The sequence below is a fragment of the Corynebacterium macginleyi genome, from assembly GCF_003688935.1.
Lineage (GTDB): Bacteria > Actinomycetota > Actinomycetes > Mycobacteriales > Mycobacteriaceae > Corynebacterium > Corynebacterium macginleyi.
Genome location: NZ_REGE01000024.1, coordinates 1 through 22,259 on the forward strand (window position 1 = coordinate 1; position 22,259 = coordinate 22,259).

The 22,259-nt window shown below is 55.7% G+C and carries 25 protein-coding genes and 1 other RNA gene; 20 read left to right on the top strand and 6 right to left on the bottom strand.

The features are described 5' to 3' along the window. Positions 1 to 25 precede the first annotated feature (25 nt). A complete protein-coding gene (locus D9V82_RS10660; RefSeq protein WP_238996158.1) occupies positions 26 to 334 on the bottom strand; it encodes a transposase in 309 nt (102 codons plus the stop codon). Between the two features lie 155 nt (positions 335 to 489). On the opposite strand from D9V82_RS10660, the gene D9V82_RS10665 reads away from it, so the two are divergent. From D9V82_RS10665 to D9V82_RS10675, 3 genes are all read left to right on the top strand, one after another. Next, positions 490 to 954 carry a hypothetical protein gene (locus D9V82_RS10665; protein ID WP_121912349.1) on the top strand — a complete coding sequence of 155 codons (465 nt, stop codon included), beginning with the start codon at positions 490 to 492 and terminating at the stop codon, positions 952 to 954. A gap of 345 nt (positions 955 to 1,299) precedes the next feature. Continuing rightward, complete coding sequence (locus tag D9V82_RS10670; protein ID WP_244208160.1) at positions 1,300 to 3,099, top strand: siderophore-interacting protein; 1,800 nt, start codon at positions 1,300 to 1,302, stop codon at positions 3,097 to 3,099. A 427-nt stretch (positions 3,100 to 3,526) separates the two neighbouring features. Continuing rightward, a complete protein-coding gene (locus D9V82_RS10675) occupies positions 3,527 to 4,108 on the top strand; it encodes a kinesin (RefSeq protein ID WP_121912351.1) in 582 nt (193 codons plus the stop codon). Positions 4,109 to 4,135: 27 nt separating this feature from the next. Here D9V82_RS10675 and D9V82_RS10680 read toward each other — a convergent pair whose 3' ends face one another. Beyond that, positions 4,136 to 4,576 (bottom strand): DUF1990 domain-containing protein, encoded by a 441-nt coding sequence (locus D9V82_RS10680; protein WP_121912352.1) that lies wholly within the window; start codon positions 4,574 to 4,576, stop codon positions 4,136 to 4,138. 209 nt (positions 4,577 to 4,785) lie between these two features. On the opposite strand from D9V82_RS10680, the gene D9V82_RS10685 reads away from it, so the two are divergent. The 4 genes from D9V82_RS10685 (at position 4,786) to D9V82_RS10700 (ending at position 8,610) form a co-directional block, all read left to right on the top strand. Further along, complete coding sequence (locus D9V82_RS10685; RefSeq protein WP_121912353.1) at positions 4,786 to 5,877, top strand: S1 family peptidase; 1,092 nt, start codon at positions 4,786 to 4,788, stop codon at positions 5,875 to 5,877. Positions 5,878 to 6,115: 238 nt separating this feature from the next. Then, positions 6,116 to 6,412, top strand: coding sequence for a FeoA family protein (locus D9V82_RS10690; RefSeq protein WP_238402047.1), 297 nt, complete (start codon positions 6,116 to 6,118; stop codon positions 6,410 to 6,412). A gap of 3 nt (positions 6,413 to 6,415) precedes the next feature. Next, a complete protein-coding gene (feoB, locus tag D9V82_RS10695; protein WP_239088598.1) occupies positions 6,416 to 8,353 on the top strand; it encodes a ferrous iron transport protein B in 1,938 nt (645 codons plus the stop codon). Next, positions 8,350 to 8,610: a MarR family transcriptional regulator gene (locus D9V82_RS10700; protein WP_121912355.1), complete on the top strand. Its 261-nt coding sequence runs from the start codon at positions 8,350 to 8,352 to the stop codon at positions 8,608 to 8,610. Before feoB ends, D9V82_RS10700 begins: the two co-directional genes overlap by 4 nt. On the opposite strand, the gene hisN is transcribed toward D9V82_RS10700, so the two are convergent. Together hisN and D9V82_RS10710 are read right to left on the bottom strand one after the other, a co-directional pair. Next, complete coding sequence (gene hisN / locus D9V82_RS10705; protein ID WP_121912356.1) at positions 8,607 to 9,389, bottom strand: histidinol-phosphatase; 783 nt, start codon at positions 9,387 to 9,389, stop codon at positions 8,607 to 8,609. The two genes, D9V82_RS10700 and hisN, sit on opposite strands and share 4 nt — an antisense overlap. Then, the gene (locus tag D9V82_RS10710; RefSeq protein ID WP_121912357.1) at positions 9,382 to 10,218 is read right to left on the bottom strand and encodes an inositol monophosphatase family protein; all 837 of its coding nucleotides are present in this window, start codon (positions 10,216 to 10,218) and stop codon (positions 9,382 to 9,384) included. The genes hisN and D9V82_RS10710 overlap by 8 nt, the downstream gene beginning before the upstream one ends. Before the next feature lie 60 nt (positions 10,219 to 10,278). Here D9V82_RS10710 and prfB point away from each other — a divergent pair, with 60 nt between their 5' ends. Beyond that, the gene (gene prfB, locus D9V82_RS10715; RefSeq protein WP_121912358.1) at positions 10,279 to 11,382 is read left to right on the top strand and encodes a peptide chain release factor 2; all 1,104 of its coding nucleotides are present in this window, start codon (positions 10,279 to 10,281) and stop codon (positions 11,380 to 11,382) included. Positions 11,383 to 11,402: 20 nt separating this feature from the next. Here the strand turns inward: prfB and D9V82_RS10720 are convergent, their stop codons facing one another. Further along, on the bottom strand, positions 11,403 to 13,031 hold the full coding sequence (locus tag D9V82_RS10720; protein ID WP_121912359.1) for an AbgT family transporter: 1,629 nt from the start codon (positions 13,029 to 13,031) through the stop codon (positions 11,403 to 11,405). A gap of 120 nt (positions 13,032 to 13,151) precedes the next feature. Between D9V82_RS10720 and ftsE the strand changes: the two genes are divergently transcribed. From ftsE to ssrA, 5 genes are all read left to right on the top strand, one after another. After that, positions 13,152 to 13,850, top strand: a complete 699-nt coding sequence (gene ftsE / locus D9V82_RS10725; RefSeq protein WP_121912360.1) for a cell division ATP-binding protein FtsE — start codon at positions 13,152 to 13,154, stop codon at positions 13,848 to 13,850. After that, a complete protein-coding gene (gene ftsX, locus D9V82_RS10730) occupies positions 13,847 to 14,749 on the top strand; it encodes a permease-like cell division protein FtsX (RefSeq protein WP_121912361.1) in 903 nt (300 codons plus the stop codon). The genes ftsE and ftsX overlap by 4 nt, the downstream gene beginning before the upstream one ends. A 44-nt stretch (positions 14,750 to 14,793) precedes the next feature. Next, on the top strand, positions 14,794 to 15,297 hold the full coding sequence (smpB, locus tag D9V82_RS10735) for an SsrA-binding protein SmpB (protein ID WP_121912362.1): 504 nt from the start codon (positions 14,794 to 14,796) through the stop codon (positions 15,295 to 15,297). Beyond that, a complete protein-coding gene (locus tag D9V82_RS10740; protein WP_121912363.1) occupies positions 15,290 to 15,655 on the top strand; it encodes a DUF488 domain-containing protein in 366 nt (121 codons plus the stop codon). The genes smpB and D9V82_RS10740 overlap by 8 nt, the downstream gene beginning before the upstream one ends. Before the next feature lie 66 nt (positions 15,656 to 15,721). Next, positions 15,722 to 16,104, top strand: a transfer-messenger RNA (tmRNA) gene (gene ssrA, locus D9V82_RS10745). A gap of 178 nt (positions 16,105 to 16,282) precedes the next feature. Here ssrA and D9V82_RS10750 read toward each other — a convergent pair. Continuing rightward, on the bottom strand, positions 16,283 to 16,594 hold the full coding sequence (locus tag D9V82_RS10750) for a hypothetical protein (RefSeq protein WP_147444095.1): 312 nt from the start codon (positions 16,592 to 16,594) through the stop codon (positions 16,283 to 16,285). Positions 16,595 to 16,816: 222 nt separating this feature from the next. Between D9V82_RS10750 and D9V82_RS10755 the strand changes: the two genes are divergently transcribed. From D9V82_RS10755 to D9V82_RS10795, 7 genes are all read left to right on the top strand, one after another. Next, on the top strand, positions 16,817 to 17,080 hold the full coding sequence (locus D9V82_RS10755; protein WP_239088597.1) for a hypothetical protein: 264 nt from the start codon (positions 16,817 to 16,819) through the stop codon (positions 17,078 to 17,080). Positions 17,081 to 17,167: 87 nt separating this feature from the next. Then, complete coding sequence (locus D9V82_RS10760; RefSeq protein WP_167449802.1) at positions 17,168 to 17,395, top strand: helix-turn-helix domain-containing protein; 228 nt, start codon at positions 17,168 to 17,170, stop codon at positions 17,393 to 17,395. Beyond that, entirely contained in the window at positions 17,392 to 17,724 is a 333-nt protein-coding gene (locus D9V82_RS12765) for a DDE-type integrase/transposase/recombinase (protein ID WP_239088596.1), read from the top strand. The genes D9V82_RS10760 and D9V82_RS12765 overlap by 4 nt, the downstream gene beginning before the upstream one ends. A 603-nt stretch (positions 17,725 to 18,327) precedes the next feature. Continuing rightward, positions 18,328 to 19,320, top strand: coding sequence for a siderophore ABC transporter substrate-binding protein (locus tag D9V82_RS10780; RefSeq protein ID WP_234457453.1), 993 nt, complete (start codon positions 18,328 to 18,330; stop codon positions 19,318 to 19,320). 66 nt (positions 19,321 to 19,386) lie between these two features. Then, positions 19,387 to 20,352, top strand: coding sequence for an ABC transporter permease (locus tag D9V82_RS10785; protein WP_121912368.1), 966 nt, complete (start codon positions 19,387 to 19,389; stop codon positions 20,350 to 20,352). 1 nt (position 20,353) lies between these two features. After that, a complete protein-coding gene (locus D9V82_RS10790) occupies positions 20,354 to 21,331 on the top strand; it encodes an iron chelate uptake ABC transporter family permease subunit (protein ID WP_121912369.1) in 978 nt (325 codons plus the stop codon). Continuing rightward, a complete protein-coding gene (locus D9V82_RS10795) occupies positions 21,328 to 22,083 on the top strand; it encodes an iron ABC transporter ATP-binding protein (RefSeq protein ID WP_121912370.1) in 756 nt (251 codons plus the stop codon). The genes D9V82_RS10790 and D9V82_RS10795 overlap by 4 nt, the downstream gene beginning before the upstream one ends. The last annotated feature ends 176 nt before the right edge of the window (positions 22,084 to 22,259 follow it).

The window sequence follows — 22,259 nt, forward strand, 5'->3', positions numbered from 1 at the left end:
TGTAGTTCGCCTTGCTCTGGCTGTATTAGCTCAAATTTTTCCGATCGCGTTGCCTCAAAGCGAAGAAGGCGGTGGCTTTTGACAAGAACTCATTATCCATCTTGGCCTCAGCTAACTCACGACGCAGGCGAGCGTTTTCGGCTCGTATATCGGCATCACTGCGGCCATCTACCGAGCCTTGGCGTTGCCGCTCGAGTTTGACCCACCTGCCTAAAATTGTGGCTGATACGCTAATTTCCTTAGCCACATGAGCGATTGGGCGCCCGGACTCAATGACCAGTCTGGCGGCCTCCTGCCGGTACTCCGGGGTGTACTTCTTCCTTGACGAACTCACAATGAACATCCTCTCCTACGGACACAAGATCCGTACTAATAGGGTGTCCACTAAACGAGGGTAACCTCACGAGTGCGCAGTCTGACTTACGCAACAGCCTAACCAAATGCCTTGACGTACTAAACAACCGACGAAGAAGGAAGTGCATCGAGAAAATGAATATTGAAGGTACCTGTCCCTTGCCCGTAAAACCCGGTATGACGGTAACCCAGGCTACTAAAGCATGTTATTACTCTGAGCTGACTGCTGATACGTATGAGGAACAGTTTGAAGGCTGGGTCGATATCGAAACACTAGAACCCGGGGATCCTGGCCGCAAGATTGTGTGCTGCGTGGAGGATGGTAAGTGCGTCACCGTTGAAATGAAGTACATGGAGACGCCAATCACGGACACTTTCTATGGCGTTGACCTTAATCGTCGCCCCGCCGAGACCCCACAGGACAGCACAAAACGAGTCGCACAAGAGCTACAACGCCAACGAATCCGCACCGAGATAAATGATTTCCTCATCTTATTGCCTGACCACTTAGTCGCACTCGAAGTCGACGAATGCGTTGCTTGGTTTGACCCTGGATACTGGAGTCTTGAGGACTTTCTTGAAATGTCGTACCTTGCATAGTGAAAGTAAACTTTAGATTTTAGCGAACGTGGCGGCAGCGACATGCATTAAAGGAAAACTTTTAGGATACGCCCCAACTTTGGTGGAGGTTCCATTTTCCCGCTTTGTACTGGGTATACGCCTGAGGTTTCTATGCTGGCCCGACCTTGGATATGCCCACTTTTCGGGGTCGCGCCATTATTGGCACAGTGAAAAGCGCTCAAAGGTCCGGAAAAGCCACTTAAAAAACAAAGCCGTTGAAAAGTGAAATAAAAGTTATGTCGATCGGGAAGGACGTTAACCCTAATTATGCCCAGAAATAGTAGAAATAAGGAAATTTATCCGATTTCTTACCGGGAATTGTATGTGGAAAATATAGAAGATATATCGCCGGCCATGCGGCGCATTACGTTCAGCGGAGAGCAGCTGCAGGAGCACGACCGCGATGGTATTTTCGTTCCTTCCCTGGTAAGCAATGGTTTTGATGACGATGTTCGGCTCATTTTTCCGGATCCGGAAACTGGAGAGCGGCCGCACCCAATAGCACAAGACAATGGCAACTTGCTGTGGCCAGAAACTGTTAAAAACCTATTCCGGACATACACGGTTCGCCACTTTGACGCTGTTGGCGGACAACTAGTAATAGATTTCGCGCGCCATGGTGAGGGTTTGGCCGAGAATTGGTCACAGAATGCCCGAATCGGCGATGCCATTTTTGTAGCAGGCCCGAAGTCTTGTGCACAGTTACCTACGCATACCGATTGGTTGTTCTTAGCAGGCGACGAGACAGCACTCCCGGCAATTGGCCGCTGCTTGGAAACACTCCCGACTGGGCATGAAGCGATCGCGGTGATCGAGGTTCCGACAACCGCTGATATTCAGAATTTAGAAATTTCGGATTCAGTACAGATCCATTGGGCGATACGTGATCAGGGTGAGGACTTCGTAGAAAAGACTTGCGGGCTCTTTGAACAACCCGCTAATTCACTGTTGCCCGGCGGAGAAGCATATGTATGGGCGGCAGGGGAGGCTTCCCGGCTCAAGCCACTGCGGCGTTTATTTAAAGCTTCCGGGATCGCTCCTGAGCATCAGGAAATTACAGGATACTGGCGGCGCACTAGCCGGAAAGACGGCACGGAAAGCGCAACGAGCAGCAGCAATAGTGTTTTGCACACTATTCATGATTTGGCTGAGTTGAATTCGGCCTTTGCGCTCCGCACGGCCGTACGTTTAGGTCTATTCCAAGAGATTGATGCGGGTGCAAATACTGTTTCTGCCCTTGCTGCTGCGACGGACTTGCACGAGGAAGCGTTGCGGAGGTTTGTCCGTTATCTGGCTGCTCTCAAACTCGTCGAAATCAGCGAGTCCACCCTCGCGTTGACCGCAATGGGAATGGAACTGGCGGACCCGGACTCCACTGTGGTGCGTTGGCTAAGTGGGCCCGCGCATATTGAGGCGATGGCGCTGATGCGCCTAGAACACAGCCTTCGTACCGGTGAGTCGGCACCGCAAGGCGAAAGGGGATTGCCGTGGTCAGAATATGTGAGCCGTGACCCACAACTCGCCGCCGAGCGCTCTGAGCAAAAGAACGTGAGTGCTGGGTGGACTGCTCCGTCCGCAGCACAGGCACTGCGGCAGCACCTGGACGACACCGCTCGCGTTCTGATCATTGGCCAGGGAGGTGCAGTATATGCAGATGAGATCCTCCGGCGATGTGAGCAGGTCCAGAGCCGGATTATCACCGATGCTTCCTCGGAAACAGTGCTTAGGGAAATCGCAGCATCCTCGCGTGAACGATGCGAGACGAGTGGCGATGGAAGCAGTTTTTATTCCACCGAAACCGACTATGCTTGGGCAACTGATGTAGTTTTCATTGATCCCTGGAGCGTCTTAGGTGGCAAAGAGGTGGCTGCCCAAATAGGCCGCGCAATGAGAGGAGAAAGGTTCTGTCGGGCGTATATTCTTTCCGAGGTTCTCGAGGAAACCGGCGGGGATGAGCATTCCTATGAAGAAGACATGGTGAGGCTGTCCATGTTTGGGACCAAGGTGCCTACTCAGGAGGATATCGGCGCTGCAGTTGCTGATAGCCGCGCTCGTATTTCTTCTGCCACGGCTGTTGGCTGGGGCAAGCACCTTTTCGTTCTGGAGGCAGAAACGAATTCCTAAATAAAAACCTCGGTAGGAATTAAAAACCTCGGTAGGCCAAAATTTCCCGGCTTAACCTTTCATGTGCGGACCACGGTCCCGCGCGGGAGCCGGGGCGGTGGCTGCATAAGCGTGGTGAACACGGTAAAGAAGGCGAACAATATTTAGTCCGTGCTGTGGGTGAGTGCCTTTTCGACGGTGACGTTATCCGGGCTCGGCGGCTGAGTGTTCATAATGACTGCGTTTGTCCATTTTTCGGGCCAGTTTTGGTGAAACGGGTTGTTTTGGACACCCTAACGCTCATCCGCACCTTTATCTATAGGCAGGTCACCCCAATCGCGCGAAAGAGCCTTCTGGGTTCATTTAGTTCCGGTTCCCATGTACCCACCTGAATTTTCTGGGACGCTAGGATAGGTAAAGAATAAATCTAGTTAAGGAGTATAAAGCAATGGCTAAAGAGACTGCACGGGCCCTTGGACATGAAGTGGATGTGGACCGCGAGAAATTTACCTACCTGGCCTCTACTGATGCCAACGGCAACAAGATTGAATCCGGCACGGCTGCGGCAGACGGTGCAGCCGGGGCATCAGCCGCAGGAAGTGGAGCCACCAGCGCTGCTACGACCGTGAAGGAAGGTGAGCACAATGATGCTGCGACCCAGAGCGATTACGAGCCAAAGAACCATGTAATTGCCGGTGCTGAGCAAGAGCACGTCGCCGCCGCCTCCGAGCAGCCGGACCTGCAGGAAAAGCTGGATGAGGATACTGCGGACTCAGAGCCCGCACAGCACGTCCCGGGCGAGGGCGAAGATAATACGGCAGATGGCGAGCGCGATGTTTTCGATGACCTGAAGGACAAGGGCACCGCGGCTGGCAATGTCGTTGAAGAGGCTATCAACCGTGCCAAGGACTTCGTGGAAGACAAGGTGCAGGAATACCAGGAAGGGACCGGTAAGAAGAGTGGTTTCTTCGAACGCGTCAAGGATGTTGTGCGCGACGCGCGCGATAGCCTCGATGAGAAACGCAAGTAGTAAATAGGAGGCCTTTGGGCTGCCGTATTAGTCCAGCGCGTGTAGGTAGAACCTGCGGATAAGAAGCCGGCGGGGGATATCGACAAGCGGGCGCACGAAGGGCAGGAAAGGCTCAGAGGCGGAATCAATAAGTAGCAGCGTCCGCCTATCGCGCAGGCGCTCTAGTGTAAAGGTTTCTTCGCCTCGTTCGAGGTGTCCGGGCAGGGTACCGTAGGTAAAGCCGCAGCGACCCTCGTCCGTGAAAGTCTTGACCACACGGCAGCGAAAGTGAAACGGGCCAAGGCTCATGGTGACCTCGGCGCCTTCTTGGACAACTGGATGGGTGGGGCGCACGCGAAAAAGGCCGCTGCGCTGGATGTCCCAGCGAAAGAGCCGGTGGGCTGCGGTATCGAAATCGGTGTTGATAACCCTGCTCATGTGCAGTCGCGGGAATCCGGCGGTATCGGTATAGGAAAGCGGCTCTGGCATCTCAGGCACCGAAGCGCATTTTGGGAAACCTCATGGGGTAAAGAATAGGGAATCGGCAAGTTTTTGGGGCGGATTAATCGTGCGGGCACCCCCGAAACCTGAAAGAACTGTAAAGGCTTGGAAAAGGTCACAGGACTTTACTGCGTTCACACGTAATTCATGTCAGGATGTAACTAGCGCGTTCCTCACAATTGAAAGAAGGTACTTTTATGCTTGGCATTTCGCACCTCAAAAAAGTCCTGGTGGGCTCGGCTTTCGCTGGTGTGTTTTTCTTGGCTTCCCCGGCAGTAGGTGCTCAAGAATTGCCCCAAGCGGATATTGATTCCGCTGGGTTTTTCCACCATGTGCGCGATGGTCGCGCGGCCTCTGACATTCAGGCCCCGGAACTGGATAGGCAGGTTGCCGGTAGCGTGGATTCCACTTTGCACAACGCGCGCGACACGGTGGCGCAAAACGCCTGGCAGGGAAACCAGTATGCGGAGCCGGTCACCAATCCGAATCCCCTCGGGCTCCTGGAACAACCCACCCAGTTAAAGCAAAAGCCGCTGGGCACTAACCCCAACTACCGGTGGAAAAGTGATATTTTTTCCACAGTGGCCGCGGGCAAGCCTGACGCGGATTTTGTCTTGCACCGCGTGCCAGGTTCCTGGTTCGATGCTCCGCGGATTCCTGAGGAATCCGATGTGGCCATGAATCAGGGCAAGTCCCTGTATGGACCTGGCACCCCCATTTATGTTAATGACAAGGTTATGTGCACTTTGAGCGTTGCCGGCTATGACGATGCTGGCCGCAAGGTGGGGCTGACTGCCGGGCACTGCGGCAATGAGGGCGATGCCATTACCTCGGCAGATTCTTACCACATCGGTCCGACCGGCACCATCGTGTCCAAGAACTCCAACCTGGATTATGCGGTGATCGAATTCGGTTCTAATGCTGAGGTCACCCGCACCTATAACGGAGTTACCGTTAACTCCCTGGGCGGGGCCGTAAGGCCTGGTGAGACCGTGTGCAAGCAGGGTGTTGCCACTGGCAAGACCTGCGGCATGACCTACCAGCAGGCGCAGAACATCCAGGTTAACCAGGTCTGCGCCATGATGGGCGATTCCGGCGCGCCATTGCTCGCAAACGATCGCCTCATCGGTTCCATCTCCGGTGGCTTCTTGCCGGTAAACTTCCCGTGCCGTACCCCGCTGCAGGGCCCGGTTCACAACCCCACTGCCGCTACGAATATGGATGCTGTCTTGGCAGATGTCAATCGCCGGGGAGGCGTAGGCGTAGGGTTTACCTTGCCCGAAGCATAAACGCTAAGTAGAAAGAGCTCCGTTCGGCTTTGAAGGCCGCGCGGGGCTCTTTTTCATTCACTATTTCTATAGGGCGATCACGTGTATCTGTCCTGCTAAAGCGGAGGAAAGCGCAGGATATCTTTGTGTGTAGCAAAGAACATAAAGTAAAATCGGGATGACCTATTTCCCGTTGAGGGTTAGTTACTATCTGCTGTGGATAACGCTTCCGCAGCTTAGTTTGAACCGAGGTTTCCCCATGCAGAAGCGCTTTTCCTTATCTCATTCCGCACCGCCAGAAGCCGGGCCTATGCGTGCGGACCAAGCACCCACCGACGCTGTTGTTGAGCTGTCAGCTGATTGTTTAAGCAGCGCGCTTGAGACCCAACCGGCACTGGCCGTTAGGCTGCGCGAATTGGGATTTCGGCCAGGCACCCGCGTGCAGATCGGTCGGAAGGTAGCAGGAGGTGCGCGCGTGGTCAGCGTGGGCACGGCCCGCTATGCCGTGGATGCGCACACGCTGCGCCAACTCGAAGTCATTCCGGTGGAGGCATAAGCAATGGCACATAACTCTACGGTCCCAGCAAGCTGCCACAGCACCTCGACCATGCGGATAGCAGCGGAAGGCACGCCGGTGCTCGCGCTGGTGGGCGCGCCTAACTCTGGAAAATCTACACTCTTTAACGCTTTGACTGGCGCGAAAGTCCAGACCGGCAACTGGCCGGGCACCTCCGTCGAGGTCAGCCGCGGGCTCTGGAATGCACAGCCAGAGGCCTTCGATATTATCGACCTTCCCGGCGCTTATTCTCTGGACCCCATGAGCCCAGATGAGGCATTTACCAGGCAGATGCTTATTGATTGTCCCGTCAATGAGCGCCCCGATGTCGTCGTGGTGCTCGTGGATGCAACGGCCCCGGCTCGCGGTCTTAATTTAGCCTTGCAAATTGCCGCAGAACCATACCGCGTGATCATCGGCGTGACCAAGGAGGATATGGCCGAGCGGCAGGGTATCAGCATCGATGTTGATGCACTTTCCCGTGTTACCGGGATGCCTGTGGTCAGCGTCAATGGCCGCCGTCGACATAACCTCGACGGGTTGGAAACCGTCGTGGCACAGGCTATGCGTGCCGAACCGACCGTCATCCGTCAGGATTCCGGCCTGGACGAGCGGTTTGCAGCTCTTGACGCCGCTGAAAAGGCCGCGGTACACCGTGTGGACGTGGGCGAGACCGGCACCCAGCGCGTCGACCGCGTGGTTCTGCACCCTGTGGTAGGTCCACTGCTCTTCCTGGCGGTGATGTGGGCGGTCTTCTTCATTACCACCACGGTGGCGGGGCCCATGCAGGATGGCCTCGAGGCACTTGTTTCCGGTCCGGTTTCGGACGCGGTCCGCGCCGGGCTAGAAGCCATTAGCCTTGACCACTGGCTGATTACGGGCCTGCTTGTTGATGGCCTTATCGGAGGCGTCGGTATGGTGTTGACCTTTGCCCCGCTGCTGGCGCTGATGTTTTTGTGTCTGGCGGTACTGGAGGATTCCGGTTACATGGCGCGCGCCGCGGTGGTCACCGATAGGGTGATGCGTTCGATTGGCCTGCCTGGCAAGGCCTTCATCCCTATCGTGGTGGGCTACGGCTGCAATGTGCCGGCGATTTCGGCCACGCGCGTACTTGGCGATCTCCGCCACCGCATCCTGACCTGCCTGCTCATCCCTTTCACCTCGTGCTCGGCGCGCCTTATCGTCTTCATGATGCTGGCACAGGTCTTTTTCCCCGATCACGCCGGATCAGCCGTCTTTGGCATGTACGTTTTGTCTATCGCGCTGGTGGTCGCCGTGGGGCTGGCGATGCGAAAAACGGTCTGGCGCGCCATGCCGTCCGAGGCGCTTGTTATTGATCTGCCGTCGTATCAGCTACCCACGGTTAAACTATCGTTTTCAGTGATGTGGGTGCGCTTGAAGGGATTCCTGCACACTGCGGGCGGCATCATTGTGGCCACGGTGGTGGTCATTTGGCTGCTCATGTCCATCCCAGTTACCGGTGGACATTCCTTTGATGAGGAAGGTATCCCGCCGGAGGATTCCGCCTATGGGGCGGTATCGAAGGCGATATCCCCGGCTTTTGCGCCGGCTGGTTTCGATTCGTGGTCTCTGACTGGCCCGCTGGTGACCGGCTTTGTAGCGAAGGAAGCGCTAATTTCTACGTGGGCTCAGACCTACGCCGTCGATGACGTCACGGATGCGGATCCTGAAGAGCAAGCCGAGTCTTCGCTGGCTGACTACATCCGCAGCGACTTTGATGCCGCCTCCGGCGGACACGGCCTGGCCGCGGTTTGGGCGTATATGGTATTCCTTTTGGCCTATACCCCGTGCGTGGCTACGGTGGCGGCGCAGCGGCGCGAAATTGGCTGGAAGTGGACGATTATCGGATTCTTCCTGCAGCTCGTCACGGCCTGGACCTTGGCGGTCGGTGTCTTCCAAGTGCTGAGTTTATTCCTATGAGCACTACAGACAAGGTAAAAGACGCGATCCGCGGCGGTTACTCCATCCCCGCGGATATCGCCCGGGCGACGGGGTTGGGGCAGGGTACGGTGGAGGTCATCCTCGATCACTTGGAGCACAGCGCGCAGCTCGTGCGCGAATCGCTTTCCTCCTGCCCTACGGGCGGCTGCGGTAGTTGCTCGCACGGTGACGGCTGCTCCGGGGTTGAGGCCGGGCGTCGCGAACCAGTCTTGTTAAAGCTTTCGGTCCGGCCTTAATCCTGCAGCATCTGGAGCGCCGCCTTGTGCAGGCGGCCATTGGATGCAACGGCTGAGCCGCCGTGGGGCCCAGGATTGCCAGACAGATCCGTAAACGTACCACCGGCCTCGGTCACAATAAGAGACGGGGCGGCGAGATCCCAGAGGGAGACCTCCGGTTCGGTGGCGATATCGACGGCGCCTTCTGCCACGAGACAGTAGGACCAGAAATCGCCGTAACCGCGCAGGCGCCACGTCTTATCGGTCAGGTTGAGGAATTTATCGCGCAATCCGCGATCAGACCAGCCGGTGAGCGAGCTCATGGCTAGAGAGGCATCCCCTAGTTTCTCGATTTGGGATACGTGCAGACGCTTCGGTTCGCCACCAAAGACACGGTAGGCACCGGCGCCTTTCGCCGCGTACCAGCGTCGGCGCAGGGCAGGGGCAGAAACTACGGAGACGACCGGTTCGCCATCTTCGAGCAGGGAAATAAGCGTGGCCCACACGGGCACACCGCGGACAAAGTTCTTCGTGCCATCGATGGGATCAATGACCCACTGGCGGCCCTCGTAGCAGGCCTGGCCGCCAAATTCTTCCCCCAAAACCTCATCGCGCGGGCGGGATCGCCGCAGCGATTCGCGGATGTGCTTCTCGCAATTGAGATCCGCATCTGATACGGGGGTTAGGTTCGGCTTTTCCTTAACAGAAAGATCGGTGGCCTCGAAGCGGTGCATCGTGACCACATCGGCGTGACCGGCTAACTCGAGCGCGAGACCTAAATCTTCTTTAAACTTACCCACGGAGCCATTCCTCCATTTGTTGAACTACCTGTTTATTTCCGGCCAAGCACCACTCGACGCCACCGGCTTCTACCTTGCGGGCTGCGCCACCGGCGGCCTCGATGAGAGCCCTGCCGGGGAACCAATCCCAATCCGCTACCGAGTGCTGCATCCATGCGCCCCACGTGCCTTCCGCCACGCAGGCCAAGTCCACCGAACCGGCACCAAGCATACGAACTGTAGCAAAGTTTTCGGTCACCCGCTGCCACGCGGCACAAATATCGGGATCCGTCAGCGACGTGGGGTGCAGATAGGACGAGAGTGAGATTTCTTCCGCCGGCTTGTCCGCCAGCTTGGTAACCTCCTTACCATCTCGTGAGGTGGGGTAGTCGCGCCCGCCAAACCAGGTATAGCCCATGGCCGGGCGGTGGACGGCGCCGAGGCAGACCCCGGAGACATCGGTAAGCGCGAGCGCAGAGCACCAATAATCGGAGCCAGAGGTGAAATTGTAGGTGCCATCGACCGGATCGATCACCCAGTTGCGTCCGGATTGAGACTCGCGGGCTGTGCCTTCCTCGCCCACCAAGCCGTCCGCGGGGCGCACAGCCTCTAGCACGCCGGCAATGAAGCGCTCGGCGGCGCGGTCTGCATCCGTGACTACATCAGAGATAGAGGTTTTTTGCTCGACCGAAACGCCCATCTCGCGCAAGCGCCAAGCTAAGCGTCCGGCATTATATACAAGTGCTTGCGCCAAATGGGCATTTCCATCGTCTGCATGCGCGACAATAAACGTTTTGGCGACCGCATCTATCATCTCCTGCACACTTGGCTTTTGATCCATGCACACCATTGTCACCCTAAAACCGACCAATGGCTAATCCTGTGGGTTAGATGAGTATGATTGGGGCCTATGCGTCCCGAAGTAATTACACGGCTCAAGCAATTGGATACCACCCTGACCACCATTGAAAAGGTCATGGATCCGGAGGCCTTAGCTGTGCGAATTCGGGAATTGGAAGCCCAGGCCGGGGATCCCTCGCTGTGGGATAACCCTGACCACGCACAGGAGGTCACCTCTGAGCTATCAAGCGTGCAAGCAAAGGTACGCAAACTGGAGACATTGCGCGGGCGTTTAGATGATATGCCGGTGATGTATGAGCTCGCCGCGGAAGAAGGCACCGTTTCCGTTGCCGATGCAGATCTTGCCGAGCTGGAAAGCGCTATCGAGTCCCTCGAGGTGACAACCATGCTCTCTGGGGAATATGACCCGCGCGAGGCCGTGATCAATATTCGCTCCGGTGCCGGCGGGGTAGACGCGGCCGATTGGGCGGAGATGCTCATGCGTATGTATACCCGCTGGGCGGGAAAGCACAACCACAAGGTGGATATTTACGATATTTCCTATGCCGAGGAAGCAGGCATTAAATCCGCCACGTTCGTAGTGCACGGCGAGTATATGTACGGCCAACTGTCGGTGGAACAGGGCGCGCACCGCCTCGTGCGACTTTCGCCTTTTGATAACCAAGGTCGGCGCCAAACCTCTTTTGCAGAGGTGGAAGTCCTTCCCGTAGTGGAACAAACGGACCACATTGAGATCCCAGATAATGAGGTGCGTGTGGATGTGTACCGTTCCTCTGGCCCAGGGGGGCAGTCTGTCAACACCACCGATTCCGCGGTGCGCCTCACCCATATCCCCACCGGCATCGTGGTCACCTGTCAAAACGAGAAGTCACAGATCCAAAATAAGGCTTCTGCTCTGCGGGTTTTGCAGGCAAAGCTTTTGGAGCGCAAGCGCCAGGAGGAGCGGGCGGAGCTCGATGCGCTTGGCTCCGGCGGCAATGCCTCCTGGGGCAATCAGATGCGCTCTTATGTTTTGCACCCGTATCAAATGGTCAAAGACCTGCGCACCAATTTCGAAATGGGAGATCCCACCAAGGTGCTCGACGGGGATATCGATGGATTCTTGGAGGCCGGCATCCGGTGGCGCATGCAACAAGAGCGCGGTGAGGATTAAACTCAACCGCGCTCTGTAGGCTAACCCGGGTAGTGCATCGGTGCTCCCGGTCCGAGTGGGATACCTAGCAGGTACCACACGATAAAGAAGCCAAACCAGCCGACTATCATGGCAATGGAATACGGCAGCGCCAGCGACATCAACGTGCCAACGCCCGCCGGCTTGTAGTAGCGCTGGAGAAAGGTGAGTGCGAGGGCGAAAGACGGCGACATCGGGGTGATGATATTTGTCGGCGAGTCACCGATACGGAAAAGCATTTGGGACACCTCAGGGGAGATTCCCACATACATCATCATCGGTACAATTACCGGGGCCATCAGGGCCCACTGAGCCGAACCTGAAGTGATGAACAGGTTAAGGGCGGCCACCATGGCCACGAGCGCAGCGAACATCAGGATGGGGGGTAGTGACCATGCTTGCAACAAATCAGAGCCTTTAATCGCGGTCCAGACACCCAGGTTGGACCACTGGAACCACGCTAAGAACTGGGCCACGGCGAAAAAGAGCACCAGCATGGGAACCAAGGTCTGAATGCCCTTGGCCATAAAGTCCGGGACATCGGAGGCGGACTTTAGAGTGCCGGCGCAGATGCCGTAGACGATGCCGCAGACCATAAAGGCGAGGGCGATGGGAACCGCAATCGCGCTAATGAGCGGCGATTCCATAAAGCTATCTTCTTGGCTAGCCAGCGGCGAGCTCGGTATAAAAAGCAGGGCGAAAAAGCCCGCGAGGAAGATAAGTAGCGTGATACCAGCTACAGCCAAGCCCTTTTGTTCTTCGGGCTTGACCCGCAGTGCGTGTTTTTCTTCCTCGAAGTCAACTTCGTTCTCATTCGGCTCCTCGTCCGCCTCGTTTCCGGCAGCGCCTGCAGCCTGAGAGAAGGATACCTCCTCGTAATTAATCTTCTCGTGGTTTACCAGAACGCGGGCCTTTTTCACCATGAACCATTCCGTGACGGCGGTGATGATAAGCGCTAGCATGATAGCGGAGGGGACAACGAAGAAGATATTGGCCAGCGGGCTGACCTGGTAAGCGTCATCTACAAACTGCGCTGCGGATGTGGAAATACCGGCGAGCAGGAGGTCAGTGATGCTCAGGATCAGCGAGGCGTTGAAGCCTGCAGAGGACGCCGCAAAGGCTACCATGGCGCCCACGATGGGAGAGCGGCCTACCGAGTGGAAGGCCATCGCACCCAGCGGGATGAGGATCACATAGATGGCATCGGAAGCTACGGAACCAGTCACGCCGGCAAGGGCGACGATAAAGGTAAGGAACTTCGGGCTGACCTTGGTCACCATGGAGCGCACGAGCGCGGACAGGAGCCCCGACTGCTCGGCCACGGCCACACCCAGCATCACGGCGAGGATAACGCCTAACGGTGGGAAGCTGGTGAAGTTTACCACCGCGTCCGTGACCATGCGCGAGATATTCTCAGTGGTCAGGAGGGATTCAACCGCGATGATATCGCCCGTTTTGGGATCCTTGGCGCTCATGCCAATTAGGTGGCCAATCCACGAGGTAATGGCGACGATCATCGCGAGGATGACGAAGAGCCAGAAGGGATCGGGGAGTTTATTGCCGATCTTTTCTACGGTGCCTAAAAAGCCGCTTGCTTTCTCCGCTTTTTCTTTGGTTGTCGTCTCGGCCATAATATCGGCACTTTCTGTCGATTGGGTTAGGCATCATTGTGTACCAGATTTTGTGCTCTAGACTACACTACTAAAAAGCGTTCACAGGTTGCTGTCAACTTTGGTTGGTACAGTGGCGGGGTGATTACTTTCGATAACGTGACTAAAGTGTATCCCGCTCAGTCCCACCCCGCGCTCGATGGGGTGTCTTTTGACATCGCCGACGGTGAGTTTGCCTTTCTCATCGGTCCTTCGGGCTCCGGAAAGTCTACATTTCTAGAGCTCATGGTGCGCTATAGCAACGTGACCTCGGGCGATATATTCTTCGGTGATTTCCACGTCAACGAGTTAGCCGGCAAGGATATAAACGCCCTGCGCCAATCTATTGGCTACGTATTCCAAGATTTTCGGCTATTACCCAAGCTGAACGTGTACCAAAATGTGGCGTTTGCCCTTGAGGTCATCGGTGAGAGCAAAAAGCGCATCTCCGCCGCAGTGCCGCAGGTGCTAGAGATGGTGGGCCTAGCAAACCGTCACCACGCGATGCCACACGAGCTATCCGGCGGCGAGCAACAGCGCGTGGCTATCGCCCGCGCCTTGGTCAATCGCCCGCAGCTGCTGCTTGCTGATGAACCCACGGGCAACCTTGATCCCGTCACCGCCGACGGGATCATGGACTTGCTGCTGGGCATCAACCAGCGTGGCACCACCGTGGTGATGTCTACGCACAATTCGCGTGCCGTGGATAAAGCCAAAAAGCGCGTGTTGGAATTGCGTGAGGGTACGCTCGTGCGCGATGAACACAATGCTGCCTATTCGGCGCAGGAGGAGCAGGCATGAAACTAGGATTTATCTTCCGGGAGGCCAGCAAAGGCTTGGGTCGCAACCTGACGATGACTATTGCGATGATTATTACTACGGCCATCTCAGTAGGAGCTGTGGTTGCCGGCATTATGGTCACCAACCTCACCAAGGATACGAAAGATATCTACTTGGACCGTGTCGTAGTCATGGTGCAGCTGAACGAGGAGATTTCTGCCACGGATGCAGATTGCACCACTCCCGCCTGCGCGGGCTTAAAGGACCAGTTGGAATCCGATAGTTCCGTAGAGTCCGTGGAATTTCGCAACCGGGAGGCATCCTACGAGCGCTTCCGCGAGTTATTCCAGGACACGGATCCGGTGATGGTGGAACAAACTTCGCCAGATGCTCTGCCCGCAGCATTGCACGTGCGTCTCGTTGATCCGGAGGAGGCCTCCGCCATCGATGCCGTGCGGGATAACCCTGCAGTAGAAGAGGTTGTGGATCAGCAGGAAGAGGTGCGTGCGGCGGCAGGAAACCTGGATTCGATCCGTACTGCTACCTTCATCGTGGCCATCGTGATGTCCATTGCGGCTATCTTCTTGGTAGCGAATATGGTGCAAATCGCCGCCTCTCACCGCACCCGCGAAACTGAGATCATGCGTATGGTGGGCGCCTCTCGTTGGATGACACAGGCTCCGTTTGTGGTCGAGGCTGTGCTCGCCTCCCTCATCGGTGTGGTTTTGGGTGGTTCCGGACTACTGGTAGCGAAATCCCAAGTGATCGATCCGTCGTTGCAGGGCTTGTACGAATCGCAGTTGCTGGCACCGATGAAGTCCAGCGACCTGTGGCTGGCGCTGCCATTGGTGGGCCTACTCGCCCTGGCGGTCACGGCGTTAACCGCGCAGATCACCCTGCGTTCTTATGTCCGCCGCTAAGCTGTTTGCTGGGTGCGGTAAACGAGCAGTACACTGAGGCAATTATGGTTAAAAAGGGCAAGAAGAACAAAAAGGCGGCATCCGCGGACGCCACGCTCGCGACGAACCGCCGGGCCCGGCACGACTATAAGATTCTTGAAGAATTTGAGTGCGGCATTGTCCTCCTCGGCACGGAGATCAAATCTCTCCGAGAGGGTAAAATCTCGCTCAACGATGCCTTTGCCACCATTGACAATGGCGAGGTCTACCTCCGAAACTTACACATTCCGGAGTATTCGATGGGCTCGTGGACCAACCACAGTCCGCGCCGCACCCGCAAGCTTTTGTTGCATCGCCGGGAGATTGACAAGCTTTACGGACAGGTGCGCAATGGCAATAAAACCCTGGTGCCGCTCAAGGTGTATTTAAAAAATGGGTACGCGAAATTATCGCTGGCACTTGCGCAGGGTAAACAGGACTATGACAAGCGCGAAGATATCAAGCGACGCGACCAAAACCGCGAAATCACCCGCGAACTCGGCCGCCGCGTGAAGGGGATTAATGCTTAAAACGGTAAAGGTTCACGACGCAGTCAAGGGCGAAGACTCCATTTCTGGGACGGGCGTATTGGTAGACCGCCTGTGGCCGCGAGGCATCGTCAAGGCGGACTTGGACTATGACGAGTGGTTCAAGGACGTGGCGCCTAGCCCCGAGTTGCGCAAGTGGTGGAGCCATGACGAGGATTCCTTCGAGGAGTTTTCGCGCCGCTACCGCGCCGAGCTCGATGAGCGCGAATCTGAAGAGCTCACCCAGTTGCTCTCCTTGGCCAAAGAGGGGGACCTGACGCTGCTCTTTGGCGCCGCCGACCGCACGATTAACCACGCGGTGGTCTTAAAAGAGTGGTTGGAAGAGCACTTGGAGAAATAAAAGCGTCTGCGGTAGTGTTAGAACAACCGTAGGGAATGATGCACTATCCCGTCCCTACAGTGCTATGGGGTTGATTTGGTTTCGACTTCGTACACTACGCCAGGGGAAGCGTGCCGGTGAAGGCTATCGACCACCGTTTAAGCGTCGCAGCAAACAAATAAACGCAGAGAAGAACTCTCAGCGTGACTACGCCCTCGCTGCCTAATTACAGTGACGCGTGTCTGTCAGCCTAGGTTTCGTTCCTGACCTAGAATCTGGCATCGACTAAGGAACTTGCCGTCTGGCTGTGTCAGCAGGGCCAGACGGGACTCTTACTGGTGACTGGGCCCATCATCCGGTACGAGTTCGCCCGAACCGGAGGGCCGAGCAGAGATAACGTGCGAACTGCGCACGGAGAAGCCCTGGCAAGGTGACGAAGGACCCGGGTTCAAGTCCCGGCAGCTCCACCATGAGGACGCTCATTTTGATACAAAGTGAGCGTCCTTTTTTGCCTAGAATGGCTGCGTTTTGTCGTTTAACCCAATAGGGAGATGAACACGAAAAATACTGGAAAGAACTCGACTAGGAATAATGCTGGAAAAGAAAACCGCCAGGACTATACATAGTCCCAGCGGTTCATAACGAAAACTACTTGATTGTCGCGTGCTTCTTGATCCAGAACTCCCCAGAATCATTCTTATACACCACGTCACCCGCGCGAGCGGTTTCAAAATCATTAACCTTCAACTCGGTTATATCACGAGTTTCGACGGTAGGACGCACAAACTCCCCGCCAGCAAACCACTCGTGAAACGCAGCAGCCGACGTAGACGAACCCGTGAAACGGTGCTCCTCAAAGAAAGGGTGGTCCCCTTCATCATAGGCAGAAGCAACACCCGTCATCCCAACAGTCGCCGCAACGGCAAGCGCGCCGCCGATAGCCATACGAGCAAACCTCATAAAATCACACTCCTAAACGTCAAATAGTTAACTAAGAACGATAGATTATGTTACTCACCTGCCCTGAATTAAGAAAAGTAGTCACTGCATAACCACATGAAAATTACAGGTAACGGGGGTAAAATCTGCGACCAACCTGGGGTACACTTGCATCCGTCCCAGGAAAAAGCCCGCCTACTGAGGTCACCCTCGTTTAATGAATGCCCGATTAGTGTGGATCGTGTGTCCGTAAGAGAAATCAAATCGCATCGCCCGATTGCTCATGCAGCTCAAGGAGATTGGTGTCGCACCTGGGCTTTAGGCCGGTGGGTAAAAAATGAGCGCGAACGGCGAGGGGCCCCGGATGGGCTAAGCCAGGCGGATCTTCGTGCCGAGAATGTTCGTCTGCGTCGTGAGCTGGCAGATGCCAAGATGGATAATGAGTTTTTGTCACAAGCGACAGCCTTTTTCGCCGCACAGCAACGCGAGAAGAAAAGTTCGAATTGATGTGGCCAGAGCAAGGCTAACTACAGCATCAAGCGTATGGCACGCTTGTTGAAGGTGTCTCGGTCTGGATACTACACATGGTTTCATATGCAGCAGCAACGCTTATCCGATAAAGATGATCGGACATCTTTTTATGATGATGTTGATTGCAAGATTCATCAGATCTGGAAAGACTCCGACGAGGTCTATGGTGCCCCGCGAATCACCGCAGAACTAGATGAGCGCTACCAGATCAGTGTGAATCGCAAGACTGTGGCCAAGCGGATGCGTCTGATGGGCATTGAAGGATGTCACCGCGTGCTGTTGTGCCCGTGACAACGATCCAAGCCAAGCGTAAATCTACTCTTCCTGACCTGGTCAAGCGCATGTGTGATACCGGTACGCTCAACCGAGTGTGGATGTCGGACATTACCTACCTGCGCACCGGCGAGGGTTGGTTGTACTTATGCGCAGTTCGCGATGGTCATTCCCGCAGGGTACTGGGCTGGGCTATGGATAGCGTGCAAGATACTTACCTGGTTGAGCGGGCCGGTGCGGATGGCGCATACGCTTGCGCGGTGATGTTCCTGACGGGCTGGTGTTTCACGCTGACCGGGGAACACAATTTACCAGCGAAAAGCTCTGGGAGGGGTGCCGCAACCTAGGTGTTGCTCAGTCGGTGGGACGTACTGGGGTGTGTTTCGATAATGCGATGGCTGAGTCGTTCTGGTCGACGCTTAAGACTTAAGTTCTACGACCGGAAGCGCTGGCCAACCCGCGATACTGCGCGTCAGGCTGTGGCTTATTGGATTGAGGTGGTCTACAACCGTCGACGCCGGCACTGAAGCCCTCGGGATGGTCAGCCCCGTCGACTTCGAGAACCACGCCAGCCTAACCACCAGCAGAAAAGAAATAGCCGCCTAACCACTAGGTAGCTCTACTATGTGTCCATGATTTAAGGGCAACCCTAAAAGTTTAGGAAATTCTTTCTTGTCGCGACTCGTGAAAAGGGTTTTAACTGCACTGTCAGAGTGTTCTGGTTCAGCTCCCGGCAGATCCACCGCGAGCACCAGCTGGATTCAGTTATAGCTGGGACATTACCCTTAGGGTCCGGTCCATATTCGGAGAAGCAGACAAGCTAGCGCACATGTAGTGCGTTTTGTGGTCGGCAGCATGTTCTATAGGGGAGGTTACCCTCACCCTTGATTGGTTAGGGTGACTTAAGATAACTATTGGGGTATATGTTTCTCGTCTATAAGGAAAGCACAATGAAGAAAATTCATCGCGCTCTTTTATCTGTCGTAGCTGCCGCCTCCTTGGCACTCACCGCATGTAGCACCGCGGAAGAAGAGGACCAGGGCTCGAACAAGGGGACATCGGAAAGCGCACTGCAGATCGAAGACAATAACGGCACCCATAAATTGGACGTACCGTTCGAGCGCGTCGCGGTAACGGATAACCGGGCCTTTGAAATCCTCGCGGATTGGGACGTCAATATCGTGGCCGCCCCGCTTGGTATCGTTCCGCATACCCTATCGGACAAGATTAACGAAGATACTATCGAGGCCAACTTGGGCACGCACCGCGAACCCAACCTGGAAGCGCTGGTTGCCGCAGAGCCGGACGTCGTCATCAACGGTCAGCGATTCACCCAGCACCAAGCCGATATCGAAGCTTTGATGGAAGATACTCCGGTACTCGATTTCACTCCCCGCGACGATAAGGACATGGCGGAAGAACTCATTCGCCAGACCGAAGCACTGGGCAAGATTTTCGATCACGAAGACGAAGCAAAGAAGCTTGTTGAGGACTTCAACAAGGCCCTGGACCGCGCCAAGGACGCCTACGACCCTAAGAAAACCGTCATGGCGGTGAACACCACCGGTGGTGACATCAACTACATCGCTCCAGGTAAGGGCCGCTTCTTCGGGCCATTCTTTGACCTGCTGGGCATGAAGCCTTCTCTCGAGGTGGAAAACGCCAGTGATGACCACGAGGGCGATGACATCTCCGTCGAGGCAATTGCTGATTCCAACCCTGACTACATTCTCATCATGGACCGCGACGGGGCCATCGCCAAGGATGAGGCAGGCTACACCCCAGGTAAGAAGCTGGTAGAGGACTCCGCGGCGCTCAAGAACGTTACCGCCGTTAAGGAAGGCAAGGTCGTTGCCGCTCCGCAGGATACCTACACCAATGAAAACATCATTACCTTCACAGAGACCCTCAACGCGATGGCAGACGCATTTGAAAAGAACTAGTCACCATTAAAACCGGAAACCGGAGGGACTAGTGCCCTCCGGTTTTCAGTTCTGTAAAGAATGGTTATGGAAATCACCACCCGCGCCAAAGTCTGGGATTGGAAGCTGGGACTCGGCGTACTGATCGTTGCAGCGTTGCTCGTTGCTTCTTTGCTGACTGGGCAGTATGACGTCTTCGGTGCCGATGATGGTGCTGCCATGTTCGGCATTACCCGCCTGCCGCGCACCATCGCTTTGGTGCTGGCCGGCGCGGCCATGGCGGTCAGCGGCCTCGTCATGCAGCTCCTTACCCAAAACCGCTTCGTCGAACCCTCCACCACCGGTACCACGGAATGGGCCGGCCTGGGTCTGCTCTTTGTCATGTCCATCGCGCCCACGGCCTCGATTCTGACCAAGATGGTAGGTGCGGTGATCTTTTCCTTCCTGGGCACTATCGTGTTCTTCATCTTTTTGCGCCGGGTGACTCTGCGCTCCTCGCTTATCGTGCCCATCATCGGCATCATGCTGGGTGCTGTGGTCTCTGCGGTCTCGACGTTTTTCGCCCTGATGACGAATATGCTCCAGCAACTGGGAATCTGGTTTATGGGCTCGTTTACCGCGGTATATAAGGGCCAGTACGAGGTGCTGTGGCTGGTTCTCTTTGTGCTCGTGGCGGTGTATATCTATGCCGACCGCCTAACGGTTGTAGGTTTGGGCGAGGATGTTGCTACTAACGTAGGACTGAACTATAACCGCATGCTGTTGCTGGGAACCGGCCTTATCGCCATTGCTACGGGGGTGGTCACCGTTGTCGTGGGTTCGTTGCCGTTCCTGGGGCTTATCGTGCCGAATATTGTTTCGATGGTGCGCGGTGATGACCTGCGATCCAACGTTCCCTGGGTCTGTCTGTTAGGCATCGGCATTGTCACGGTGTGTGACCTGGCGGGCCGCCTGATTATCGCCCCATTCGAGATGCCGGTTTCGGTGATCCTCGGAGTCATCGGCGCCGTCGTCTTCATCATCATGATTGTGAGGTCGACCCGTGCGAACTAAGATGTCCGCTCCGCCTCAGAAGTACTGGATCACGCTGGCTTGCGTGTGGGGACTCGCTGTAGCGCTAGCCTTTGCGTACTTGGCCTATGGTAATCCTATGGAATTTGGCACCCGCAAGTTTTGGCTCATCGCCGAGCGTCGTGCTGATGCCCTTATCGCCATGGCGGTCGTCGCTGTCTGCCAAGCCATGGCCACGGTGTCCTTCCATACCGTGACGAATAACCGCATCTTGACCCCGTCCATCATGGGCTTTGAGTCGCTGTATGTTGCCATCAATACCGCGACTATTTTCTTCTTGGGCGCTAGCGGGCTTAACGATGCCCGCAGCGTTCCCACATTCCTGATGCAGATGGCCGTCATGGTTGGTCTTTCCTTAGTGCTCTATTCATGGCTGTTAACCAATCGGAAGCAAAATATGCACGCCATGCTGCTGGTGGGTGTGGTCATTGGCGGCGGCTTGGGGTCGTTGTCTACGTTTATGCAGCGCATGCTTACCCCCAGCGAATTCGACATACTGGCCGCGCGCCTTTTTGGCTCCGTCAATAACGCCGAAACAGAGTATTATCCCATTGTTATTCCCATCGCGGTCATCGCTACCACGCTTCTGGTGCTCAACGCGCGCAAACTCAATGTGATTGCCTTAGGTGCGGATGTCAGTGCCAACCTGGGTGTGAACCATAAAGCGCAGGCAACCTACACGTTGATTTTGGTCTCGCTTTTGATGGCGACGACGACTGCGTTGGTCGGACCCATGACCTTCCTGGGCTTTTTGGTAGCTACGCTGGCCTATCAACTCGCCGATACCTACGATCACCGCTACATCTTTCCGATGGCGGTGGGCTTAGCACTCCTCGTGTTGCTTGCGGCGTACTTCCTTATGCAGCACGTATTTACCGCCCAAGGTGTGGTGTCCATCATCATCGAGCTGGTGGGTGGCTCCGTCTTCCTCTTTGTCATTATGCGAAAGGGCCGACTGTGATCGAATTAAAAAACGTTTCTAAAACCTATTCCGCCGAGACCGCCATAGGTCCACTCAACCTGACCATCCCGCAGGGAGGTATCACCGCCCTGGTGGGGCCCAATGGTGCGGGTAAGTCCACGATGCTCACCATGATCGGGCGCTTGCTCGATATGGATGAAGGCAGCATCGAAATTGCGGGCTATGACATCCAATCCAGTAAGTCTGCCGATTTGGCGAAGATTGTGTCTATTTTGCGGCAGGAAAATCACTTCGTCACTAAACTAACGGTGCGCCAGCTCGTGGGTTTTGGCCGCTTCCCTTACACCAAGGGGCGGCTTAACCAACACGATGAAGAGGTCATCTCTAAGTACATTCGCTTCCTGCACTTGGAAGACTTGCAGCACCGCTACCTTGACCAGCTCTCTGGTGGTCAGCGCCAGCGGGCGTACGTCGCGATGGTGTTGTGCCAGGAAACCGATTATGTCTTACTCGACGAGCCGCTGAATAATCTTGACATTTCCCACTCTGTCGACATGATGCGCCACCTGCGCGAGGCTGCCCAGAATTTGGGCCGCACGGTCATCGTGGTCCTGCATGACATCAACTTTGCCGCGCGTTACGCGGACTATATTTGTGCCTGCAAGGACGGTCAGATCGTTGAGTTCGGACCGGCCGAAGACATTATGCAGGACGATATCCTGACGCCCATCTTCAATACTGCGATTCGCGTGACCGACGGGCCCGATGGAAAGATAGCCTGCTATCACTAAAACTAGCTTTGTGCTGCGGATTTGTGTGTTTCTTTGGGTGGGGTGTAGGTTTATCTGAGTCGCCGGGAGGTAGCTGGTTGGTTACTTTTTAGTGATTTTTGTACTGGTCTGGTTCAGGGATTTGATTTGTTTCAGGTTGTTGGGTAGGTTGGTACGGGTCGCCGTTGAGAGGTTAA

Coding starts and splice junctions, on each gene's coding strand:
- D9V82_RS10780 (WP_234457453.1), top strand. CDS start 18,328: ATGAAGAAAATTCATCGCGCTCTTTTATCTGTCGTAGCTGCCGCCTCC.
- smpB (WP_121912362.1), top strand. CDS start 14,794: ATGGTTAAAAAGGGCAAGAAGAACAAAAAGGCGGCATCCGCGGACGCC.
- D9V82_RS10675 (WP_121912351.1), top strand. CDS start 3,527: ATGGCTAAAGAGACTGCACGGGCCCTTGGACATGAAGTGGATGTGGAC.
- D9V82_RS10710 (WP_121912357.1), bottom strand. CDS start 10,218: ATGGTGTGCATGGATCAAAAGCCAAGTGTGCAGGAGATGATAGATGCG.
- D9V82_RS10750 (WP_147444095.1), bottom strand. CDS start 16,594: ATGAGGTTTGCTCGTATGGCTATCGGCGGCGCGCTTGCCGTTGCGGCG.
- D9V82_RS10685 (WP_121912353.1), top strand. CDS start 4,786: ATGCTTGGCATTTCGCACCTCAAAAAAGTCCTGGTGGGCTCGGCTTTC.
- D9V82_RS10760 (WP_167449802.1), top strand. CDS start 17,168: ATGCAGCAGCAACGCTTATCCGATAAAGATGATCGGACATCTTTTTAT.
- ftsX (WP_121912361.1), top strand. CDS start 13,847: ATGAAACTAGGATTTATCTTCCGGGAGGCCAGCAAAGGCTTGGGTCGC.
- D9V82_RS10700 (WP_121912355.1), top strand. CDS start 8,350: ATGAGCACTACAGACAAGGTAAAAGACGCGATCCGCGGCGGTTACTCC.
- prfB (WP_121912358.1), top strand. CDS start 10,279: ATGCGTCCCGAAGTAATTACACGGCTCAAGCAATTGGATACCACCCTG.
- D9V82_RS10790 (WP_121912369.1), top strand. CDS start 20,354: ATGTCCGCTCCGCCTCAGAAGTACTGGATCACGCTGGCTTGCGTGTGG.
- D9V82_RS10720 (WP_121912359.1), bottom strand. CDS start 13,031: ATGGCCGAGACGACAACCAAAGAAAAAGCGGAGAAAGCAAGCGGCTTT.
- D9V82_RS10690 (WP_238402047.1), top strand. CDS start 6,116: ATGCAGAAGCGCTTTTCCTTATCTCATTCCGCACCGCCAGAAGCCGGG.
- feoB (WP_239088598.1), top strand. CDS start 6,416: ATGGCACATAACTCTACGGTCCCAGCAAGCTGCCACAGCACCTCGACC.
- D9V82_RS10740 (WP_121912363.1), top strand. CDS start 15,290: ATGCTTAAAACGGTAAAGGTTCACGACGCAGTCAAGGGCGAAGACTCC.
- D9V82_RS10665 (WP_121912349.1), top strand. CDS start 490: ATGAATATTGAAGGTACCTGTCCCTTGCCCGTAAAACCCGGTATGACG.
- D9V82_RS10785 (WP_121912368.1), top strand. CDS start 19,387: ATGGAAATCACCACCCGCGCCAAAGTCTGGGATTGGAAGCTGGGACTC.
- D9V82_RS10680 (WP_121912352.1), bottom strand. CDS start 4,576: ATGCCAGAGCCGCTTTCCTATACCGATACCGCCGGATTCCCGCGACTG.